This is a genomic window from Pseudooceanicola endophyticus, from assembly GCF_018760365.1.
GTDB classification, from domain to species: Bacteria; Pseudomonadota; Alphaproteobacteria; order Rhodobacterales; family Rhodobacteraceae; genus Pseudooceanicola; species Pseudooceanicola endophyticus.
Map to the genome: position 1 here is coordinate 156,367 of NZ_JAHIAB010000012.1, position 16,946 is coordinate 173,312.

The 16,946-nt window shown below is 67.4% G+C and carries 16 protein-coding genes; 12 read left to right on the forward strand and 4 right to left on the reverse strand.

Annotated features, from left to right (window positions below; all coding sequences use genetic code 11):
- Window positions 1-27 precede the first annotated feature (27 nt).
- Window positions 28-390, forward strand: coding sequence for a response regulator transcription factor (locus KM176_RS19360; protein WP_160895667.1), 363 nt, complete (start codon window positions 28-30; stop codon window positions 388-390).
- 71 nt (window positions 391-461) lie between these two features.
- Here KM176_RS19360 and KM176_RS19365 read toward each other — a convergent pair whose 3' ends face one another.
- On the reverse strand, window positions 462-1,445 hold the full coding sequence (locus KM176_RS19365; protein ID WP_160895666.1) for an alpha/beta fold hydrolase: 984 nt from the start codon (window positions 1,443-1,445) through the stop codon (window positions 462-464).
- 317 nt (window positions 1,446-1,762) lie between these two features.
- On the opposite strand from KM176_RS19365, the gene KM176_RS19370 reads away from it, so the two are divergent.
- A complete protein-coding gene (locus KM176_RS19370; RefSeq protein ID WP_160895665.1) occupies window positions 1,763-2,335 on the forward strand; it encodes a hypothetical protein in 573 nt (190 codons plus the stop codon).
- A gap of 87 nt (window positions 2,336-2,422) precedes the next feature.
- A complete protein-coding gene (locus tag KM176_RS19375; protein ID WP_202397929.1) occupies window positions 2,423-4,696 on the forward strand; it encodes an FdhF/YdeP family oxidoreductase in 2,274 nt (757 codons plus the stop codon).
- 62 nt (window positions 4,697-4,758) lie between these two features.
- Here the strand turns inward: KM176_RS19375 and KM176_RS19380 are convergent, their stop codons facing one another.
- The gene (locus KM176_RS19380; protein ID WP_160895664.1) at window positions 4,759-5,301 is read right to left on the reverse strand and encodes a hypothetical protein; all 543 of its coding nucleotides are present in this window, start codon (window positions 5,299-5,301) and stop codon (window positions 4,759-4,761) included.
- Window positions 5,302-5,417: 116 nt separating this feature from the next.
- Here KM176_RS19380 and KM176_RS19385 point away from each other — a divergent pair, with 116 nt between their 5' ends.
- On the forward strand, window positions 5,418-6,326 hold the full coding sequence (locus KM176_RS19385; RefSeq protein WP_160895663.1) for a LysR family transcriptional regulator: 909 nt from the start codon (window positions 5,418-5,420) through the stop codon (window positions 6,324-6,326).
- 109 nt (window positions 6,327-6,435) lie between these two features.
- Window positions 6,436-7,656, forward strand: a complete 1,221-nt coding sequence (locus tag KM176_RS19390) for an MFS transporter (RefSeq protein WP_160895662.1) — start codon at window positions 6,436-6,438, stop codon at window positions 7,654-7,656.
- On the opposite strand, the gene KM176_RS19395 is transcribed toward KM176_RS19390, so the two are convergent.
- Window positions 7,657-8,319, reverse strand: a complete 663-nt coding sequence (locus KM176_RS19395; RefSeq protein ID WP_160895661.1) for a TetR/AcrR family transcriptional regulator — start codon at window positions 8,317-8,319, stop codon at window positions 7,657-7,659.
- A gap of 150 nt (window positions 8,320-8,469) precedes the next feature.
- On the opposite strand from KM176_RS19395, the gene KM176_RS19400 reads away from it, so the two are divergent.
- The gene (locus KM176_RS19400; RefSeq protein ID WP_160895660.1) at window positions 8,470-9,573 is read left to right on the forward strand and encodes an HlyD family secretion protein; all 1,104 of its coding nucleotides are present in this window, start codon (window positions 8,470-8,472) and stop codon (window positions 9,571-9,573) included.
- Window positions 9,574-9,583: 10 nt separating this feature from the next.
- Window positions 9,584-11,131, forward strand: coding sequence for a DHA2 family efflux MFS transporter permease subunit (locus tag KM176_RS19405; protein ID WP_160895659.1), 1,548 nt, complete (start codon window positions 9,584-9,586; stop codon window positions 11,129-11,131).
- A gap of 12 nt (window positions 11,132-11,143) precedes the next feature.
- Here the strand turns inward: KM176_RS19405 and KM176_RS19410 are convergent, their stop codons facing one another.
- Window positions 11,144-11,947 (reverse strand): helix-turn-helix transcriptional regulator, encoded by an 804-nt coding sequence (locus tag KM176_RS19410; RefSeq protein ID WP_160895658.1) that lies wholly within the window; start codon window positions 11,945-11,947, stop codon window positions 11,144-11,146.
- A gap of 144 nt (window positions 11,948-12,091) precedes the next feature.
- Between KM176_RS19410 and KM176_RS19415 the strand changes: the two genes are divergently transcribed.
- The 5 genes from KM176_RS19415 to KM176_RS19435 are packed head-to-tail and all read left to right on the forward strand — an operon-like array spanning window position 12,092 to window position 16,940.
- Complete coding sequence (locus tag KM176_RS19415) at window positions 12,092-13,252, forward strand: ABC transporter ATP-binding protein (RefSeq protein WP_160895657.1); 1,161 nt, start codon at window positions 12,092-12,094, stop codon at window positions 13,250-13,252.
- A gap of 56 nt (window positions 13,253-13,308) precedes the next feature.
- Entirely contained in the window at window positions 13,309-14,463 is a 1,155-nt protein-coding gene (locus KM176_RS19420) for an ABC transporter substrate-binding protein (protein ID WP_160895656.1), read from the forward strand.
- 22 nt (window positions 14,464-14,485) lie between these two features.
- Window positions 14,486-15,343: an ABC transporter permease gene (locus tag KM176_RS19425; protein ID WP_160895655.1), complete on the forward strand. Its 858-nt coding sequence runs from the start codon at window positions 14,486-14,488 to the stop codon at window positions 15,341-15,343.
- Window positions 15,344-15,353: 10 nt separating this feature from the next.
- Window positions 15,354-16,160 carry an ABC transporter permease gene (locus tag KM176_RS19430; RefSeq protein ID WP_160895654.1) on the forward strand — a complete coding sequence of 269 codons (807 nt, stop codon included), beginning with the start codon at window positions 15,354-15,356 and terminating at the stop codon, window positions 16,158-16,160.
- Between the two features lie 21 nt (window positions 16,161-16,181).
- Window positions 16,182-16,940, forward strand: a complete 759-nt coding sequence (locus KM176_RS19435; protein ID WP_160895653.1) for an SDR family NAD(P)-dependent oxidoreductase — start codon at window positions 16,182-16,184, stop codon at window positions 16,938-16,940.
- Window positions 16,941-16,946 lie beyond the last annotated feature (6 nt).

Genomic DNA, 16,946 nt, shown 5'->3' on the forward strand with positions numbered 1-16,946 from the left:
GTCCCCGGTGAAGATGGAGCGGAATTCGTGCAGTCCTACCTGGTGGCGATCGTGGATGACGATCCCGGCGTGCGCGGCAGCCTCCACAGCCTGCTGCGCTCGGCGGGCATGGAAGGGGTCGGCTTTGGCTCGGCCGAGGCGCTGCTGGCCTGCGAGGACCCCGGCGCGCTGGTCTGCATCCTGACGGATCTGCACATGGAGGGCATGTCCGGCCTCGACCTGCAGGTCGAGATGCGCCGCCGGCACTGGGCCCAGCCCGTGATCATGATGACCGCCTATCCCACCGCCACGGCCCGGCGCCGCGCGCTGGAGGAGGGCGCCCATGCCTTCCTGACCAAGCCCGTCGATCCGGATTGCCTGCTGGAGGCCATCGACGCCGCCATCGGCTGATCCGCTCCCCCTTCCGACCGAGATGCGAAAAGGGCGCCTTCCGGCGCCCTTCCTGTTGTCCGAGAGGGGGCTCAGGCCTGGGTGACGAAGGCCAGCAGGTCGGGGTTGGTCACATCGGCATGGGTGGTCAGCATGCCATGGGGGAACCCCGGGTAGATCTTCATCTGCGAATTGACCAGCAGCGCATGTTGCTTCACCATCGCGTCCTTGTAGGGCACCACCTGGTCGTCATCACCCTGGATCACCAGCATCGGCACGGTGATCGCCTTCAGGTCCTCGGTCTGGTCGGTCTCCGAGAAGGCCTTGATCCCCTCGTAATGGGCCAGTGCCGCGCCCATCATGCCCTGGCGCCACCAGTTCGTGATCACCCCCTGGGAAACCTCGGCGCCGGGCCGGTTGAAGCCGTAGAAGGGCCCCGAGGCGACATCGAGGAAGAACTGCGCCCGGTTCGCCGCCAGCGCGGAACGGAAACCGTCGAAGACCGCCATCGGGGTGCCTTCGGGGTTGGCCTCGGTCTTCAGCATCAGCGGCGGCACGGCGCTGACCAGCACGGCGGCGGCCACGCGGCCCTCGGGCTGGCCATGGCGGGCGACATAGCGCGCCACCTCGCCGCCGCCGGTCGAATGGCCGATGTGCACCGCGTTGGTCAGGTCGAGGTGATGCACCACCGCTGCCGCATCCGCGGCGTAATGGTCCATGTCGTGCCCGGTCGAGACCTGCGAGGAACGGCCATGGCCGCGCCGGTCATGGGCGACAACGCGATAGCCCTTCGACAGGAAGAACAGCATCTGCGCGTCCCAGTCATCCGCGCTCAGCGGCCAGCCGTGGTGGAACATGATCGGCTGGGCCTCCTTCGGACCCCAGTCCTTGTAGAAGATCTGGGTGCCGTCGGGGGTGGTGACATATCCGCTGGTCATGGCGGTCTCTCCGTTCTGGTTTGCGGGGATCTCGGGGGTGGCGGCCCCGGCGGGGCCGGCCAGCAGGAGCAGTCCGCTCAGGCTGGCGCTTGCGGCGACGAAATGCCGGCGCGTCAGGGGAAGGGGGTGATCTGGCATGAGCGCTCTCCTTGGCCCGGAAACGGGGCTGCACTTTGGGCCCCGGTGCAGCCAGAGCTAGGGGCAGGGCAGGGCGGCAGATATCATCCTTAGGTTTGTCCCGCCCCGGGGATCCGGATTTCGGCCCTTGTTTCAAAGGCCATTTCCCGCTTTCGCCGCCCCCCTCATCCCTGCGTATGATTGAGCGTCCCCGCCCCGGGGCCCAGTTTCGATGCCAGGCAGACGCCCAAGTCTGTCGCTGCCAAATGCATCGCCAGAGCGCCGCAGATCCCGGATGAGCCGGGACACAGGGCGCCGGCCCAGATCAGGAAAAGATCATGAAAGTCATCACCGACAAGCTGCTGTCCTATTCCGCCTATTCCCACGAGGTCGAGGTGCCGCTGGAGCAGATCGACATCGCCGACTGGCTGTTCAACCTGCCCGAGGCGGAATACCAGCGTTGCTGTGCCCCCGATCACGTCTCCTGCGGGGCGACCTTCACCGATGACGGCCGCCGCATGTCGATCAACGTCGAGAAGATCGGCACCGGGCTGGTCATCCAGCACTACGTGGCCGAGGCCGCGACGCCCACCTACTGCCGGATGAACTCGATCTCGGACGTGTTCACGCCGACCGGCGCGCGCACTCAGGTCAACGTGATCTGGGAACTGATCGCCGAGGCCGCCGGCGAGGGGCGCATCCGCTACACCAACCGCGTGACCTGCCACCCCACCGATGCCTTCATGGACTTCATCGCCGTCAACGGCCAGTCCTTCGAAGAGGCCGCCGCCGCCCGCCAGGCCGCCGGGGGCGACCATAACCACCGCGAGACGCCGCTGTTTGCCGAGAGCATCGCCCGCAAGGCCCGCGCCCGGGCCGCGCAGCTGCCCGAAGTGCTGACCGAAGCCTGATCCCGGGTGCATGTCGGGTCCCGGGGCGCTATGGCTGGTCCAGCGCCCCGGGTCCCGGACCCGAAGCCCGCGAACAGGAGGATACCGATGAAGAAGCCCATTCCCGGCATTGCCCGCTATGACCACCCCGCCGGTGGCTGGGGGGCGCTGCGCGCCACCGCCAAGGCCGTGCGCACGCAGATGGATGCCTCCGACGCCGCGCTGACGCTCCTGCGCACCAACAAGCCCGCCGGGTTCGACTGCCCCGGCTGCGCCTGGCCCGACAAGGAGCACACCTCGACCTTCCAGTTCTGCGAGAACGGCGCCAAGGCCGTCACCTGGGAGGCCACCAAGCGCCGCGTTCCGCCCGAATTCTTCGCCGAACACAGCGTGAGCGACCTGCTGGGCTGGAGCGATCACGACCTCGAGGCCCAGGGCCGGCTGACCCACCCGATGCGCTATGACGCGCAAACCGACCGCTACCTGCCGGTCAGCTGGGAAGAGGCCCATGCGATCACGGGCCGCATCCTTCAGGCCCAGAGCGATCCCAACGCGGTAGAGTTCTATACCTCCGGGCGGGCCTCGAACGAGGCGGCCTTCCTGTTCCAGCTTTTCGCGCGGGAATACGGCACCAACAACTTCCCCGACTGTTCCAACATGTGCCACGAGGCGACCAGCGTCGGGCTGCCCCATTCCATCGGGATCGGCAAGGGCACCGTATCGCTGAAGGATTTCGACGATTGCGAGATGATCATCGCCATGGGCCACAATCCCGGGACCAACCACCCCCGGATGATGGGTACCCTGCACGAGGTCGCCCGGCGCGGCGTGCCCATCGTGGTCTTCAACCCGCTGAAGGAACGCGCGCTTGAACGCTTTGCCGACCCGCAGAACCCGGTCGAGATGGCGACCTTCTCGGGCACCGACATCGCCTCGACCTATCACCAGGTGAAGGTGGGGGGCGATGCGGCGGCGCTGAAGGGCATCATGAAGGCCGTGCTTGAGATCGAGGCGAGCCGTGGCGGCGCGCTGGACCAGGCCTTCATCGCCGAACATACCAACGGCTTTGCGGCGCTGAAGGCGGATCTGGAGGCGACCGGCTGGGACGCCATCGAGGCCCAGAGCGGCCTTGGCGCAGAGGCCCTGCGCCGCGTCGCCGAAGCCTACGTGAAATCCAGCGCCACGATCATCACCTACGGCATGGGCATGACCCAGCACGCCACCGGCACCTCAAACGTGCAGCAGATGGCGAACCTGCTGCTGATGCGCGGCAATATCGGCAAGCCCGGCGCCGGGATCTGCCCGCTGCGCGGCCATTCCAACGTCCAGGGCGACCGCACCGTCGGCATCACCGAAAAGCCCGGCCCGGTCCTGCTGAAACGGATCGAGGAAACCTTCGGCTTCACGCCCCCCGCCGCCCATGGCCATGACGCCGTGGCCTCGGTCAAGGCGATCGTGGCGGGCACGGCGCGGGTGCTGATCTCGCTCGGAGGGAACCTGATCGTGGCGATGCCGGACCGCGAACAGACCTACGAAGCGATGAAGGATCTGGACCTGACGGTGTCTGTGGCGACCAAGCTCAACCGCTCGCATCTGCTGGTGGGGCGCGAGGCGCTGCTGCTGCCCTGCCTCGGGCGCACCGAGGAGGATCTTCAGAACGGCGTGCCCCAGGTGGTGACGGTCGAGGATTCCATGTCGATGGTCCATGCCTCGCGCGGGAAACTGCCGCCGGCCTCCGAACACCTGCGCTCGGAACCGGTGATCGTGGCCGAGATGGCGCGCGCCGCGCTGCCCGCCACCCGCGTCGACTGGGCTGCCATGGCCGCCGATTACGACCTGATCCGCGACAAGATCGAGGCCGTCTTCCCCGATTTCAAGGATTTCAACGCCCGCATCAAGGTGCCCGGCGGCTTCCGCCTGCCGCTGGCACCGACCCAGCGGATCTGGAACACCCCGTCGGGCAAGGCCGAATTCCTGCTGTTCAAGGGTCTGGCCGAGGATCCCGAAACCACCGATCCTTCGGTGCTGAAGCTGACGACGCTGCGCAGCCACGACCAGTACAACACCACGATCTACGGGCTGGACGACCGCTATCGCGGGGTTTTCGGACGGCGCGACGTGGTGCTGGTCAACCCCGAGGACCTGGCCGCCCAGGGCATCGAACCCGGCGACAAGATCGAGGTCGAGACGGTCTTCGGCGATGGCCGCACCCGCAAGCTGAGCGGCTTCACCGCGGTCGATTACAACATCGCGCGCGGCTCTGTCGGGGCCTATTACCCCGAGGCCAACTGCCTGGTGCCGCTGGGCTATCATGATCCCGACAGCGGCACCCCCGCCTACAAGTCGATCCCGGTGCGCATCCGCGCCCTGAAAGAGGCGTGATCATGGCGGGGGCCGCGCAGGACTTGCCGCGCGCGGCCCCCCGTGCCTCAGGCGGCTGTGCCTCAGGCGGCGGTGCGCAGCCGGGCCCGGCGCCCGATGCTTTCGGCAAACAGCGGCGTTTCGCGCCGGTTGTGATCGCCGCCGGCCTCCTGCCGGGCGGTGGCGGCGGCCTCGAAGGGGATGCCGTGCTGGTCGAGGAACTCCATGAAGGCCTCGGTCGGGTGGGCGGTGACGCGGTTGGTGTAGCGCGTCCGGCCCGAGTCCGTGGCCTCGGCGATCAGCTCCCAGACCACGTTGACCTGGGTGCGGCCATTGCCGGTGAACACGTCCGAGATCGAGTTCATCCGCAGGTAATCGGGCCGCGCCTCCTCGCAGACATAGTGCTGCACCACCAGCCCGGTGCCGATCATCTCGACGTTGATCGACATGCGGCGGCCGTCATCCGTCCAGGTCAGGCCGGCGGCGATATGGTCGGGGGCGCAGCAGCGCAGGTATTCCGCCTCGGGCAGGGTGAACAGCCAGTCCTCCAGGTCGATCTGCGACAGCGGCAGGTCGATCTCGGCGGAATAGGCGGACTGAGAGAGGATGCGGTCAAGGATTTTCATCGGAATCTCCGTGGGTTGAGCCGGCCCGTCGGGGGCCTCTGCCCGGGACCCTACGCCGCGCCGCCCTGTCCCGGAACGTCCGCCGTTGGCGCAACCCTTTTGCATGGGACGCACAGATGACCGATCCGCGCTTTGCCGAGCACCTGGCGATCTTCGTCGAGGTGGTGCGCCTTGGCAGCTTCTCGGCGGCGGCGCGGCGGCGGGGGCTGACGCCCTCGGCCATTGCCCGCCAGATCGACGCGCTGGAGACCAGCGTCGGCGTGCCGCTGCTGCTGCGCTCGACCCGGGCGCTGGCGATGACCGGCGCCGGAGAGCGCCTTTTCGAACGCGCCCAGTCGCTGCTGGATGATCTGGCCGATACCCATGCCGAGATCTCGGCCTTCGACGGCGCCGTCACCGGGGTCTTCCGGCTGGCCTGCTTTCCGACCTTCGGCAAGCGTTACGTGATCCCGGCGATGCAGGCGGTGATGCGGGACCATCCCGGCCTGACGGTGGAGCTGGACCTGACCGAACGCATGGCCGATCCGGTGCTGGAACGGCTGGATGCGGTGATCCGGATCGGGGCGCTGGCCGACAGCACGCTGATCGCCACCCGGCTTGCGGCGCAGCGCATGGTGCTGGTGGCGGCGCCCGACTACATGGCGCGGCACGGCGCGCCAGAGCACTGCGACGATCTGGCCGGGCACCGGCTGATCGACAAGCTGCACGGGGCCGACCTTCTGGGCTGGGCGGATCTTCTGGGCACCCCGGCGCGCGCTGGCGTGGTCTTCCGCTGCGATGATTTCGAGGCGATGATGGGCGCCGCCTGCGAGGGGATGGGCCTGGCCTACCTGCCCGACTGGGTGGTCGGCGAGGCGCTGCGCACGGGCCGGCTGCAGGCGCTGACCCCCGCCGGGCCCGCCCGCCCGCCGGTCGAGACCGGCATCACCCTGCTGCGTGCCCTGGCGCAGCCCTCTGCCCGCTTCCGGGTGGTCAGCGAGGCGCTGAAGCGTCAGATCGGATCGCCCCCGGTCTGGCGGGTCTGATCCCCCGGCCTTTGCGCTGAACGCACAAGTCTTTCGATCCCGGCGGGCCTACCCGCGCGGGCCGTCCCCCCGCATCTTTCCCGCACCCCTGACCCGAACTGGAGACCCCATGTCCTTCCTTGCCCTTGACCCTCCCGATGGCCGCCGCGCCCGCTTTTCGCCGCGCGCCATGACCCTTTACAGCGCGCTGACCGCCGCCACCTTCCTGGCCAGTGCCGCCGCGCCGACGCCGCTCTACCAGCATTACCAGGCCGCCTTCGGGCTGGGCTCGGGGGCGCTGACGGTGATCTTCGCGCTCTATGCGCTCAGTCTGCTGTTCGCGCTGCTGACCGTCGGGGCGCTGTCGGACTTCGTTGGCCGCCGCCCGGTGATCCTGGCGGCGACGCTGATCAACGTGCTGGCGATGGTGGTCTTCATGACGGCGGATTCGGCGATCAGCCTCGGGGCGGCGCGCATCGTGCAGGGCTTCGGCACCGGCATGGCCACCACCGCGCTTGGCGCCGCGATCCTTGATACCGACCGCAAGCTCGGGCCGCTTCTGAACAGCGTGACCGCCTTCACCGGGCTGTTCTTCGGCGCGCTCGGCTCGGGCATCCTGGTCAGCTGGGCGCCCGAACCCACGGTGCTGATCTATCTGGTGCTGCTGCTGCTCTCGGCGCTTCAGGCCCTGCTGATCTTCTGGATGCCCGAGACCACGCAGCGCCGCCCCGGCGCCCTGCGCTCGCTCCTTCCCGAGGTCCGCCTGCCGCGCGAGGCCCGCCGCAGCTTCCTGCATGTCTCGCCGGTCAATATCGCCGGCTGGGCGCTTGGCGGGCTGAACTTTTCGCTGATGCCCGCGCTGGTCGGCCTGGCCGAGGGGCACAGCGCGCCGCTGACCGGGACGCTGGTGGTGGCGACGCTGATGGCGGGGGCGGTGCTGGCCGTCGCCGGGCTGCGGCTCTGGCCTGCCGAACGCGCGCTGATCGCGGGCACGCTGGCGCTGGCGATCGGCATGGCGCTGGCCCTGCTGGCCCTGGCGCTGGCCTCGGTTCCGGTGATCTTCCTCGGGGTCGTGCTGGCCGGGGCGGGCTTTGGCGCCTCCTTCTCGGGCGCCTTCCGGGAGCTGCTGCCGCGCGCCACCCCGGAGGATCGCGCCGGGCTGCTGGCCACCTTCTACACCGAAAGCTACCTGGCCTTCAGCCTGCCGGTGATCCTGGCCGGGGTGGCCGCGCCGCATCTGGGGCTGGACCGCACCGCCGATGTCTACGGGCTGGCGGTGATCCTGCTGGCGCTGATCTCGGGCGGGCTGTTCTGGCGGCGGATGCGGGCGGGCAGGGCCCGCGCACGCTGATCAGGCCCGGTAAAGCTTCAGGAAGTCCCGTACCCCGTCCTGCGCCAGGGCCTCGATCTCTTCGGGGCCGGGCGGGGCGGGGCGATGGGCAAACAGCCGCGCCCGCCAGATCTCGGAGGAGATAAGTTCCACGAACTGCGTCCCGGCGCGGTGCACATCCTCGATCCGCAGGGTGCCGGCGTCGATCTCGGCCTGCAGGAAGGTGCCCAGCCGGCCAAGGAAATAGGTCGCGCCCGCCTCGTAGAAGCGCGCGCCCAGCGTCGGAACGCGGGTGCCGACGCCGATGACGATGCGCTGAAGCTGGATCACCTCTTCCGAGGTCAGCTTGCGCAGCAGCGCGCGCGCATAGGTCAGCAGCCGCCCCTCGACCGTGCCGGCCCCGGCCAGCGCCTGGGTCAGGCTTTCGAAGAACTCCGCCCGGCGGTTCTCGACCAGGGCGACGAAGAGGTCTTCCTTGTTCTCGAAATAGACATAGAGCGTCCCCTTAGACACCCCGGCGGCCTTGCAGATCCCGTTCATCGAGGCCGCATCATAGCCCTTTTCGAAGAACTCCCGCGCGGCGCCCTCCAGGATCTGGCAGCGCTTGCCGGGATCCGCGCCGGCGGCATGGCGGCGGCCCTGTGGGGGGGGCGGGCCGGGCTGATCTGGAATCTCGTCTCTCATGTCCGGGATATAATCGAACCACCTGGTTCGATAAAGTCTTGAGTTTCGGAGTGGCATCATTTAGCCGTCATCGAACCGGGTGGTTCGATTCTGTCGACCACCCTTTCGTGTTTCGACCCCGGCCCTGCCGACCCCGAGGAGGACGCTGCCATGACAGCCCCCGACACCACCGCGCCCCGTTCCGATCTGCCGCCCAAGCGCAGCCGCAAGAAGCTTGTGCTGGGCGTCGTCCTGCTGGCCGTGCTGGGGGGCGGGGGCTATGCCGGTTACGGCTGGTGGACCAACAGGCGCTTCCAGACCGGCACCGACGATGCCTATGTGCAGGCCGACCTGTCGCTGGTGTCCTCCAAGCTGCAGGGCTACGTGACGGCGGTGCCGGTGAAGGCCAACCAGCATGTCACCAAGGGCGAGGTGCTGGTGCAGCTGGATGACGGCGACTACCGGATCACGCTGCAACAGGCGCAGACCAAGCTGCCGACGCTGGATCGCACGCTGGCGCGCATCGACGCGCAGATCCTTGCTGCCCGGGCCAGCGTCACTCAGGCCGAGGCCGAGCTCTCGGCCGCCCAGGCCGCCCGCCACACCGCGCAGACCACGCTGGAGCGCGCCCGCACCCTGACCGCCCGCAAGGTCGGCAGCCAGGCGGATCTGGACGATGCCGAGGCGGCGATGGAAACCGCCGAGGCCAATGTTGCCGCCGCCCGCGCCGCGATCAAGGGCGCGGAGGCGCAGATCGAGGTGCTGAAGGCCGAGCGCGCCGAAAGCGATGCCAGCCGGGCCGATCTGGAACTGGCGGTGGCGCAGGCGCAGCGCGACCTTGACCACACGGTGCTGCGTGCGCCCTTCGACGGCGTCGTCGCCAATATCGCCACCGAGGTCGGAGAGTTGGTCAGCGTCGGCGCCCGTCTGGCCGCCGTGGTCCCCGACCATGGGCTTTATGTGGAGGCCAATTTCAAGGAGACCCAGCTGGTGGGCCTGGTGCCCGGCCAGATCGCGAAGATCCGCGTCGATGCGCTGGATGGTCACGAGATCGAGGGCCGCGTGACCTCCATCGCGCCGGCGACGGGATCGGTCTTCTCGCTGCTGCCGGCGGACAATGCCACCGGCAACTTCACCAAGATCGTCCAGCGCGTGCCGGTGCGTATCGCCCTGCCAAAGGACGCGCCGGGCCTGCGCGCGGGGCTTTCCGTGGTGGTCGACATCGACCGGCGCAGCGGGCCCGACGGCACCGCCCTGGCCCAGGCCGACAAGTGAGGGCCGATACATGAACCCCCAGGACGAGCCGGAGCTGACGCCGCGCCGGGTCGCGGCCTTCATCATCATGGTCTTCGGGATGTTCATGGCGATCCTGGACATCCAGATCGTCTCGGCCTCCCTGACCGAGATCCAGGCCGGCCTTGGCGCCTCCAAGGACGAGATCAGCTGGGTGCAGACTGCCTACCTGATCGCCGAGGTCATCATGATCCCGCTGTCCGGCCTGCTGGGGCGGATGATGTCGACGCGCTATCTTTTCGCGCTCTCGGCGGCGGGGTTCACCGCGACCTCCTTCATGTGCGCCACCTCATCGAGCATCAACGAGATGATCCTGTGGCGCGCGCTTCAGGGGTTCCTGGGTGGCGGCATGATCCCCTCGGTCTTCGCGGCGGCCTTCACGATCTTCCCGCCGTCGAAACGCAACATCGTCTCTCCGATCATCGGGCTGGTGGCGACGCTGGCGCCGACTGTGGGCCCGACGGTGGGCGGCTACCTCAGCCATGCGCTCAGCTGGCACTGGCTGTTCCTGGTGAACGTGCCGGCGGGCATCGGCGTGACCCTGGGCGTGCTGGCCCTTGTCGATTTCGATGAGCCCGACTGGAAGCTGTTCCGCACCTTCGACTGGATCGGGCTGGCGGCGCTGGCGGGGTTCCTGGGTGGCATGGAATACGTGCTGGAGGAAGGGCCCAACAACGACTGGCTGCAGGACGGCCCCGTCGCGGTGCTGTTCGTGATCGCCGTGGTGGGCGGCGTGCTGACCTTCTGGCGCGCCTTCACCCGGGAAAACCCGGTGGTGGATTTCTCCTCCTACGGCAACATGAACTTTGCCGTCGGGTCGGTGTTCAGCTTCACCATGGGGATCGGCCTTTACGGCATGGTCTACCTCTATCCGCTCTACCTCGCGCAGATCCGCGGCTACGACAGCCTGATGATCGGCGAAACGGTCTTCGTCTCGGGCCTGGCGATGTTCCTGACGGCGCCGCTGGCGGGCATCCTGTCGTCCAAACTGGACCTGCGGCTGATGCTGCTGGTGGGTTTCCTGGGCTTCGGCCTGTCGTCCTGGATGCTGACCGGCATGACCGCCGACTGGGACTTCTCCGAGCTGTTCTGGCCGCAGGTGCTGCGGGGCGTTTCGCTGATGATCTGCATGGTGCCGATCAACAACCTGGCGCTTGGTACCCTGCCGCCGGCCAAGATCAAGGGCGCCTCGGGCCTTTACAACCTGACGCGCAACCTTGGCGGCGCGGTGGGGCTGGCGATGATCAACACCGTGCTGACCGACCGCGAGGCCCTTCATGCCGACCGCCTGAAGGAGGCGCTGAACTGGTCCAACCCCGAGGCGCTGCGCCAGATCGACATGCTGTCGGCCAGCCTTGGCGTGCGCGGTGTCAACGGCGAGGCGGCGGCGCTCAGCCAGCTGGCGGGGCGGGTCACCCAGCAGGCCACGGTGATGTCCTTCATCGACGTCTTCACCCTGCTGACGGCGCTGTTTGCCGGGCTGGCGCTGCTGGCGCTGGCGATGCGGCCCCCGAAGGCGCGGGCGGGCGGCGGGCACTGACCCGCCCGCCCCTCACATCTCTTCTTCGAGAGAGGAGATGAACTTGGAAAACAGCTCTCCCTGAGAGCGCACGCCGAGCTTGCCGTAGATGTTGCGGCGGTGGATGCGCACCGTTCCCGGAGAGATCCCGAGGCTCTGGCCGGTGGCCTCGGCGGAATGGCCTTTCAGCGTGTATTCGACGATCTCGGCTTCGCGCGGGGTCAGCACGTTGCGCCCGACGCGCTGGAAGGCGTCCTCGATCAGCTGCGGCAGACGGGGGCCTTCCGGGGCTTCGCGGCCCTCGAACTCTTCCAGCAGGCCGGTCCAGTGACGCCGGGCACAGGCCGCCACGAAGGGAAAGATCCCCTCCAGATCGCGGAATTCGCGGGCGGAAAACGCCTTGTGCTCGCGCATGGCCGAGATCACCACGCTGACCTGGCCATCGATATCGACGATAAAGCCTATTTCTTCAGCAAGTCCGGTCTGGACGTAGTAATTTCGAAAATATTCCGCCTGATAGAAACGATCCGGCGCCAGATCCCGCAGACGCATCAGCCGGCTTTCGGTCGGGGCGGTGGAGTTCTGGTAGAACGGATCCAGCAGGTAGGGCCCCTCCTGGTAGTCATCGACCATGACGCACCGTTTCGATTGCGGAAAATCGTCATAGATATCAATGGGTCGCAGGTCCTTGTGATAGCCGAAGATCACCGTGAACTCATAGGGCACGACCAGCCGCATGGCCCGGGTCAGCGCCTTGCAGAACGATTCGGTTCCGATCGCGGAGACGACCTCGGCGCTGGCGGAGGCCCATTCATGGATTTGAAGTTTACCAGCCATCTATGCCCTTTGTGATATATACAGTAGATACCAAACTTCGTAACTTTTTTGAAAGTTAAGGCATATGCGCCCTTTGGCAAGACCAATCGGAATCAGTGCCATCTCGTTATAAAGCCGTCCGCGAGCGACGCGACAGGGAAGATGATGACCAAAGAGCCCCTTTCCACCGACGCCACCACCCAGGTCCGCGCAGGCGACACCATTGCCGAATTTGTCTCCACCTCGAAGCAATACGGCGCGGTGCTGGCCGCCGACCGGCTGAGCCTGCGCATCCGGCGCGGCGAATTCCTGTCCTTCCTGGGCCCCTCGGGCTGTGGCAAGACCACCGCGCTGCGCATGCTGGCAGGTTTTGAAAGCCCGACCGACGGCGGCGTGCTGATCGACCGTAAGGATGTCAGCAAGGTGCCGGCCTACAAGCGCCCGGTGAACATGGTCTTCCAGCAATATGCGCTGTTTCCGCACATGACGGTGGCGCAGAACGTCGGCTACGGGCTGCGCCAGCAGCGTCCCCGGATGCCCAAGGCCGAGATCGCCGCCAAGGTGCAGAAGGCGCTGGCGACCGTGCGCCTAGAGGCCTTCGGCCCCCGCCGGATCTGGGAAATGTCGGGCGGCCAGCAGCAGCGCGTGGCGCTGGCCCGCGCCATCGTCAACGAACCCAAGATCCTGCTTCTGGACGAACCCATGGCGGCCCTGGATGCCAAGCTGCGCAGCGAGATGCAGCACGAGCTTCTGGCCTTGCAGCGCAGCCTGGGGATCACCTTCGTTCTGGTGACGCACGACCAGGAAGAGGCGCTGGCGATGTCGGACCGGATCTGCATCATGGGCAAGGGCCGCATCGCCCAGGTCGGCACGCCGCAGGATCTTTATGACCGCCCGCGCAGCCGCTACGTGGCCGATTTCGTCGGCAAGGCGAACATCCTGGAAGCGCAGCTGACCCGCGTCCAGGGCGACACCGGCACGGCGACCCTGGCCAACGGCATCGCCGTGCATCCGCAGGTCTTCGCCGGCGACACCGCCCCCCGCAAGGCCGAGATCGCGATCCGCCCCGAGGTGCTTTCGCTGGCCGCCGCCGGCGCGCCCCTGCCCGAGGGCACCGCGGCGCTCCCCGCGCGCATCACCCATCGCACCTTCCTGGGTGATCACACCGAATACCTGCTGGTGGCCGAAGGCATCGGGCCGCTTCAGGTGAATGTCCCGCGACAGGCCGAGAGAGTTCTGGGCGGGCATGATGTCGAGGCCATGGTCCAGATCCTCTGGCCGGCGGGCACCGGGCTGGTGCTGGCCGCCGAAGCGACCACGGCCTGAGTTCCGTCGTTCCGACAGCGCCTTCCAACAGCGCCTCCAACAAGGGAAATCCAAAGATGACTGACGATTCCAAACCGATCTCGCGCAAGGCCTTCATCGAGGAGCTGCGCCGCTACCAGAAGGGCTCGGTCACGCGGCGCCACTTCCTGGGCGTGACGGGCCTGGGCACCGCGATGGCGGTGATGGGGGGCTCCATGCCCGCGCTGCTGCCGGGGCGCGCCCGTGCCGCCGATCTGGGCAACCGCGTCGTGCTGGCCACCTGGCCGAACTACCACGATCCGGCCAACTTTGATGATTTCGCCGACAAGTTCGGCGTCTACACCCAGGTCAACGTCTTCGGCTCGAACGAGGAAATGCTGGCCAAGATCCAGGCCGGCGGTTCGGGCTGGGACGTCTTCGTGCCCACCAACTACGCCATCCAGACCTATGTCGATGCCGACCTGATCGAGCCCCTCGACCTGTCGAAGATCCCGAACTACGACCCGGCCTCCTTCGACCCGCGCTTTGCCGTGGCCGGCACCATCGACGGCAAGGTCTATGCCGTGCCGAAGAACTGGGGCACCACCGGCATCGCCTTCAACAGCAAGAAGACCGGCGGCGTCGTGGACAGCTGGAAGACCTTCTTCGACGGCGCGCGCGACCAGTTCGACGGCCGCGTCATGGTGCATGACTACCAGCTGACCACCATCGGCAACGCGCTGGTCTACTTCGGCCACAGCTTCAACTCGGTCGATCCTTCCGATCTGGCGGATGCCGAAAAGCTGCTGCTGGACGTCAAGCCGCACCTCTACGCGATTTCCTCGGATTACCAGCCGGCGATGCGCAACGGCGATGCCTGGCTGACCATGTGCTGGACGGGCGATGGCAAGCAGATGCACACCGACATGCCCGAGATCGGCTTTGCCCTGGGCAAGGAAGGCGGCGAGATCTGGTCGGATTACTACGCGATCCCCAAGGATGCCCCGCACCGCGAGGCCGCCTATGCGCTGATCAACTTCCTGCTGGATCCGCAGGTCAACGCCAAGGAGGCGCTCGCCCATGGCTACCCGGTGGCCGACAAGCGCGTGAACGACCTGCTGCCCGAAGAGCTGCTGGACGATCCGATCCTCTACCCCGCCGCCGAGGCCCTGGCGCCGCTGGAATTCGGCGCTGCCGTGACCCTGACCGACCCGAACCGTGCCGAGCTGATGGCGCGCTTCAAATCCGCCTGACCCACTGAAGGAGACAGGGACGATGGCCATCACCCGTCGCCAAGCGCGCGCGCTTTTGCTGACACCCGCGGGACTGTGGTACGCAGCCTTGTTGCTGCTGCCGCTGGCCGTCGTCCTGATCTTCTCCTTCGGGGAACGCAGCCCGATCGGCGGCTACGCCCCAGGCTTCACGCTAGAGCAGTACGCCAACCTGCCCTCGCGCTTCGCGGCCTTCCGCAACACGCTGACGCTGGCGCCGCTCGGGACCGTGGCGGCGCTGCTCATCGCCTATCCGCTGGCCTATTTCCTGGCGCTGCGGGTCGATCCGAAATGGAAGACCCTGCTGTTGGTGCTGGTCATCGTGCCGTTCTGGACCTCGATCCTGATCCGCTCCTACGCCTGGATCTTCCTGCTGGGCGGCAAGGGCATCCCGGCGCTGCTGGCGCAGTTCGGGCTTGAGGACATCCGCCTGCTGAACACCCCCTTCGCGGTGCTGCTGGGCATCGTCTACGGCTACCTGCCGCTGATGGTCTTCCCGATCTACGTGGCGCTGGAAAAGCTCGACAAGCGGCTGCTGGAAGCCGCCGCAGATCTGGGCACCCCGCCCTGGCGCAGCTTCCTCCAGATCACCCTGCCGCTGTCGATGCCGGGGGTGCTGACGGGCTCCATGCTGGTCTTCATCCTGCTGATGGGCGAATTCCTGATCCCCTCGATCCTGGGCGGCGGCAAGGTCTTCTTCATCGGCAACGCCATGGTCGACCTGTTCCTGCAATCGCGCAACTGGGCCTTCGGATCGGCGGTCGCCGTGGCCCTGGTGGTCATCATGCTGATCACCGTCGCGATCTATTCCCGCCTGATCAAGCGCTTCGGCGCCAGCCGCGACGACGTCGGCCTGATGTGAGGACCCCCGGATGAGACTTTATGCCCTGGCGGTCTACGCCTTCCTCTACCTGCCCATCGCGATCATCGCGCTGTTCTCCTTCTCGGCCGGACGCTCGGCCGCCTCGTTGCAGGGCTTCTCGGTGCACTGGTACCACAAGGCGCTGCACAACCCCTTCGTGCTGGAGGCGCTCTGGACCTCGGTGCGGGTGGCTTTCCTCTCGGCGCTGCTGGCCACCATCGCCGGCACGCTGGCCTCGCTTGCCCTGACGGGGATGCGGGGGCGGGTGCGCGCCATCTTCGACACGCTGGTGCAGGTCGCGGTGATGATCCCCGGCATCGTCATCGGCATCGCCACCCTGATCGCCCTGGTCAGCGTCTTCGACCTGGTGAACCCCTGGCTCGAGCCCCTGACCGGCCTCAAGCTGTCGCTGGGCACCGGATCGCTGGTCGCGGCCCATGGCCTGTTCACCATGTCGCTGGTGATCCTGCTGGTGCGCGGTCGCATGGAATCCCTCGACCCCGCACTGATCGAGGCCTCGGGCGATCTGGGCGCCACCCCGGTTGCCACCTTCTTCCAGGTGACCCTGCCGCAGATCCTGCCGGCGATCATGGCGGGCTTCCTGCTGGCCTTCACCTTCAGCTTCGACGACTTCATCATCGCCTTCTTCGTCGCGGGGTCGGACACCACCCTGCCGATCTACATCTTCTCGTCGATCCGGCGCGGCGTCACCCCCGAGATCAACGCCATCGGCACCATGGTGATGGGCGCCTCCCTGACCATCCTGATCGTCGCGCAGGTCATGCTGCGGCGCTCCCAGGCGCAGCCGCGCCCGTAATACAGTTCCCAGGAGACCAGAATGATTTTGCAAGACCGTGTCGCCCTCGTCACCGCGGCGGGCTCCGGGATCGGGCGTGCCGGCGCCGTGGCCATGGCCCGCGAGGGCGCGCGGGTGATCGTCACCGATCTGAACGCGGCCCTCGCCCAGGAGACCCTGGCCGAGATCGAGGCCGCCGGGGGCAGGGGCGAGGCGCGCGCGCTCGACATGCGCGACGACGATGCCGTGACCGCCGAGATCGACCGGATCGCCGCCACCTGGGGGCGCCTCGACGTGCTGCACAGCCATGCCGGCATCCAGATCGAGGGCCGCGTCGAAGATGTCAGCCCGGCGCAGATGGATGCCGCCTGGGCGCTGAACGTGCGGGCGCATTTCGTCGCCTCCCGCGCCGCGATCCCGCATATGCGCGCACAGGGCGGCGGCTCGGTCATCATCACGGCCTCGAACTCGGGCTGCCAGTATGATCGCGGCATGGTCTCCTACGCGACGACGAAACACGCCGCCGTCGCGATGGTGAAGCAGATGGCGGTGGATTACGCCCGCGAGAAGATCCGCTTCAATGCGCTCTGCCCGGGCTTCGTGGACACGCCCTTCAACCTTGGCTTCGAGAAGCAGATGGGCGGGCGCGCCGCGCTTGAGGATTACGTGGCCGAGACGATCCCGATGGGCCGCTGGGCCAGCGTCGAGGAGATCGCCGAGGGGATCCTCTACCTCGCCTCGGACCGCTCGGCCTTCGTGACCGGGCTGGCCCTGGTCATCGACGGCGGCGAGATCCTGTAACAGCGG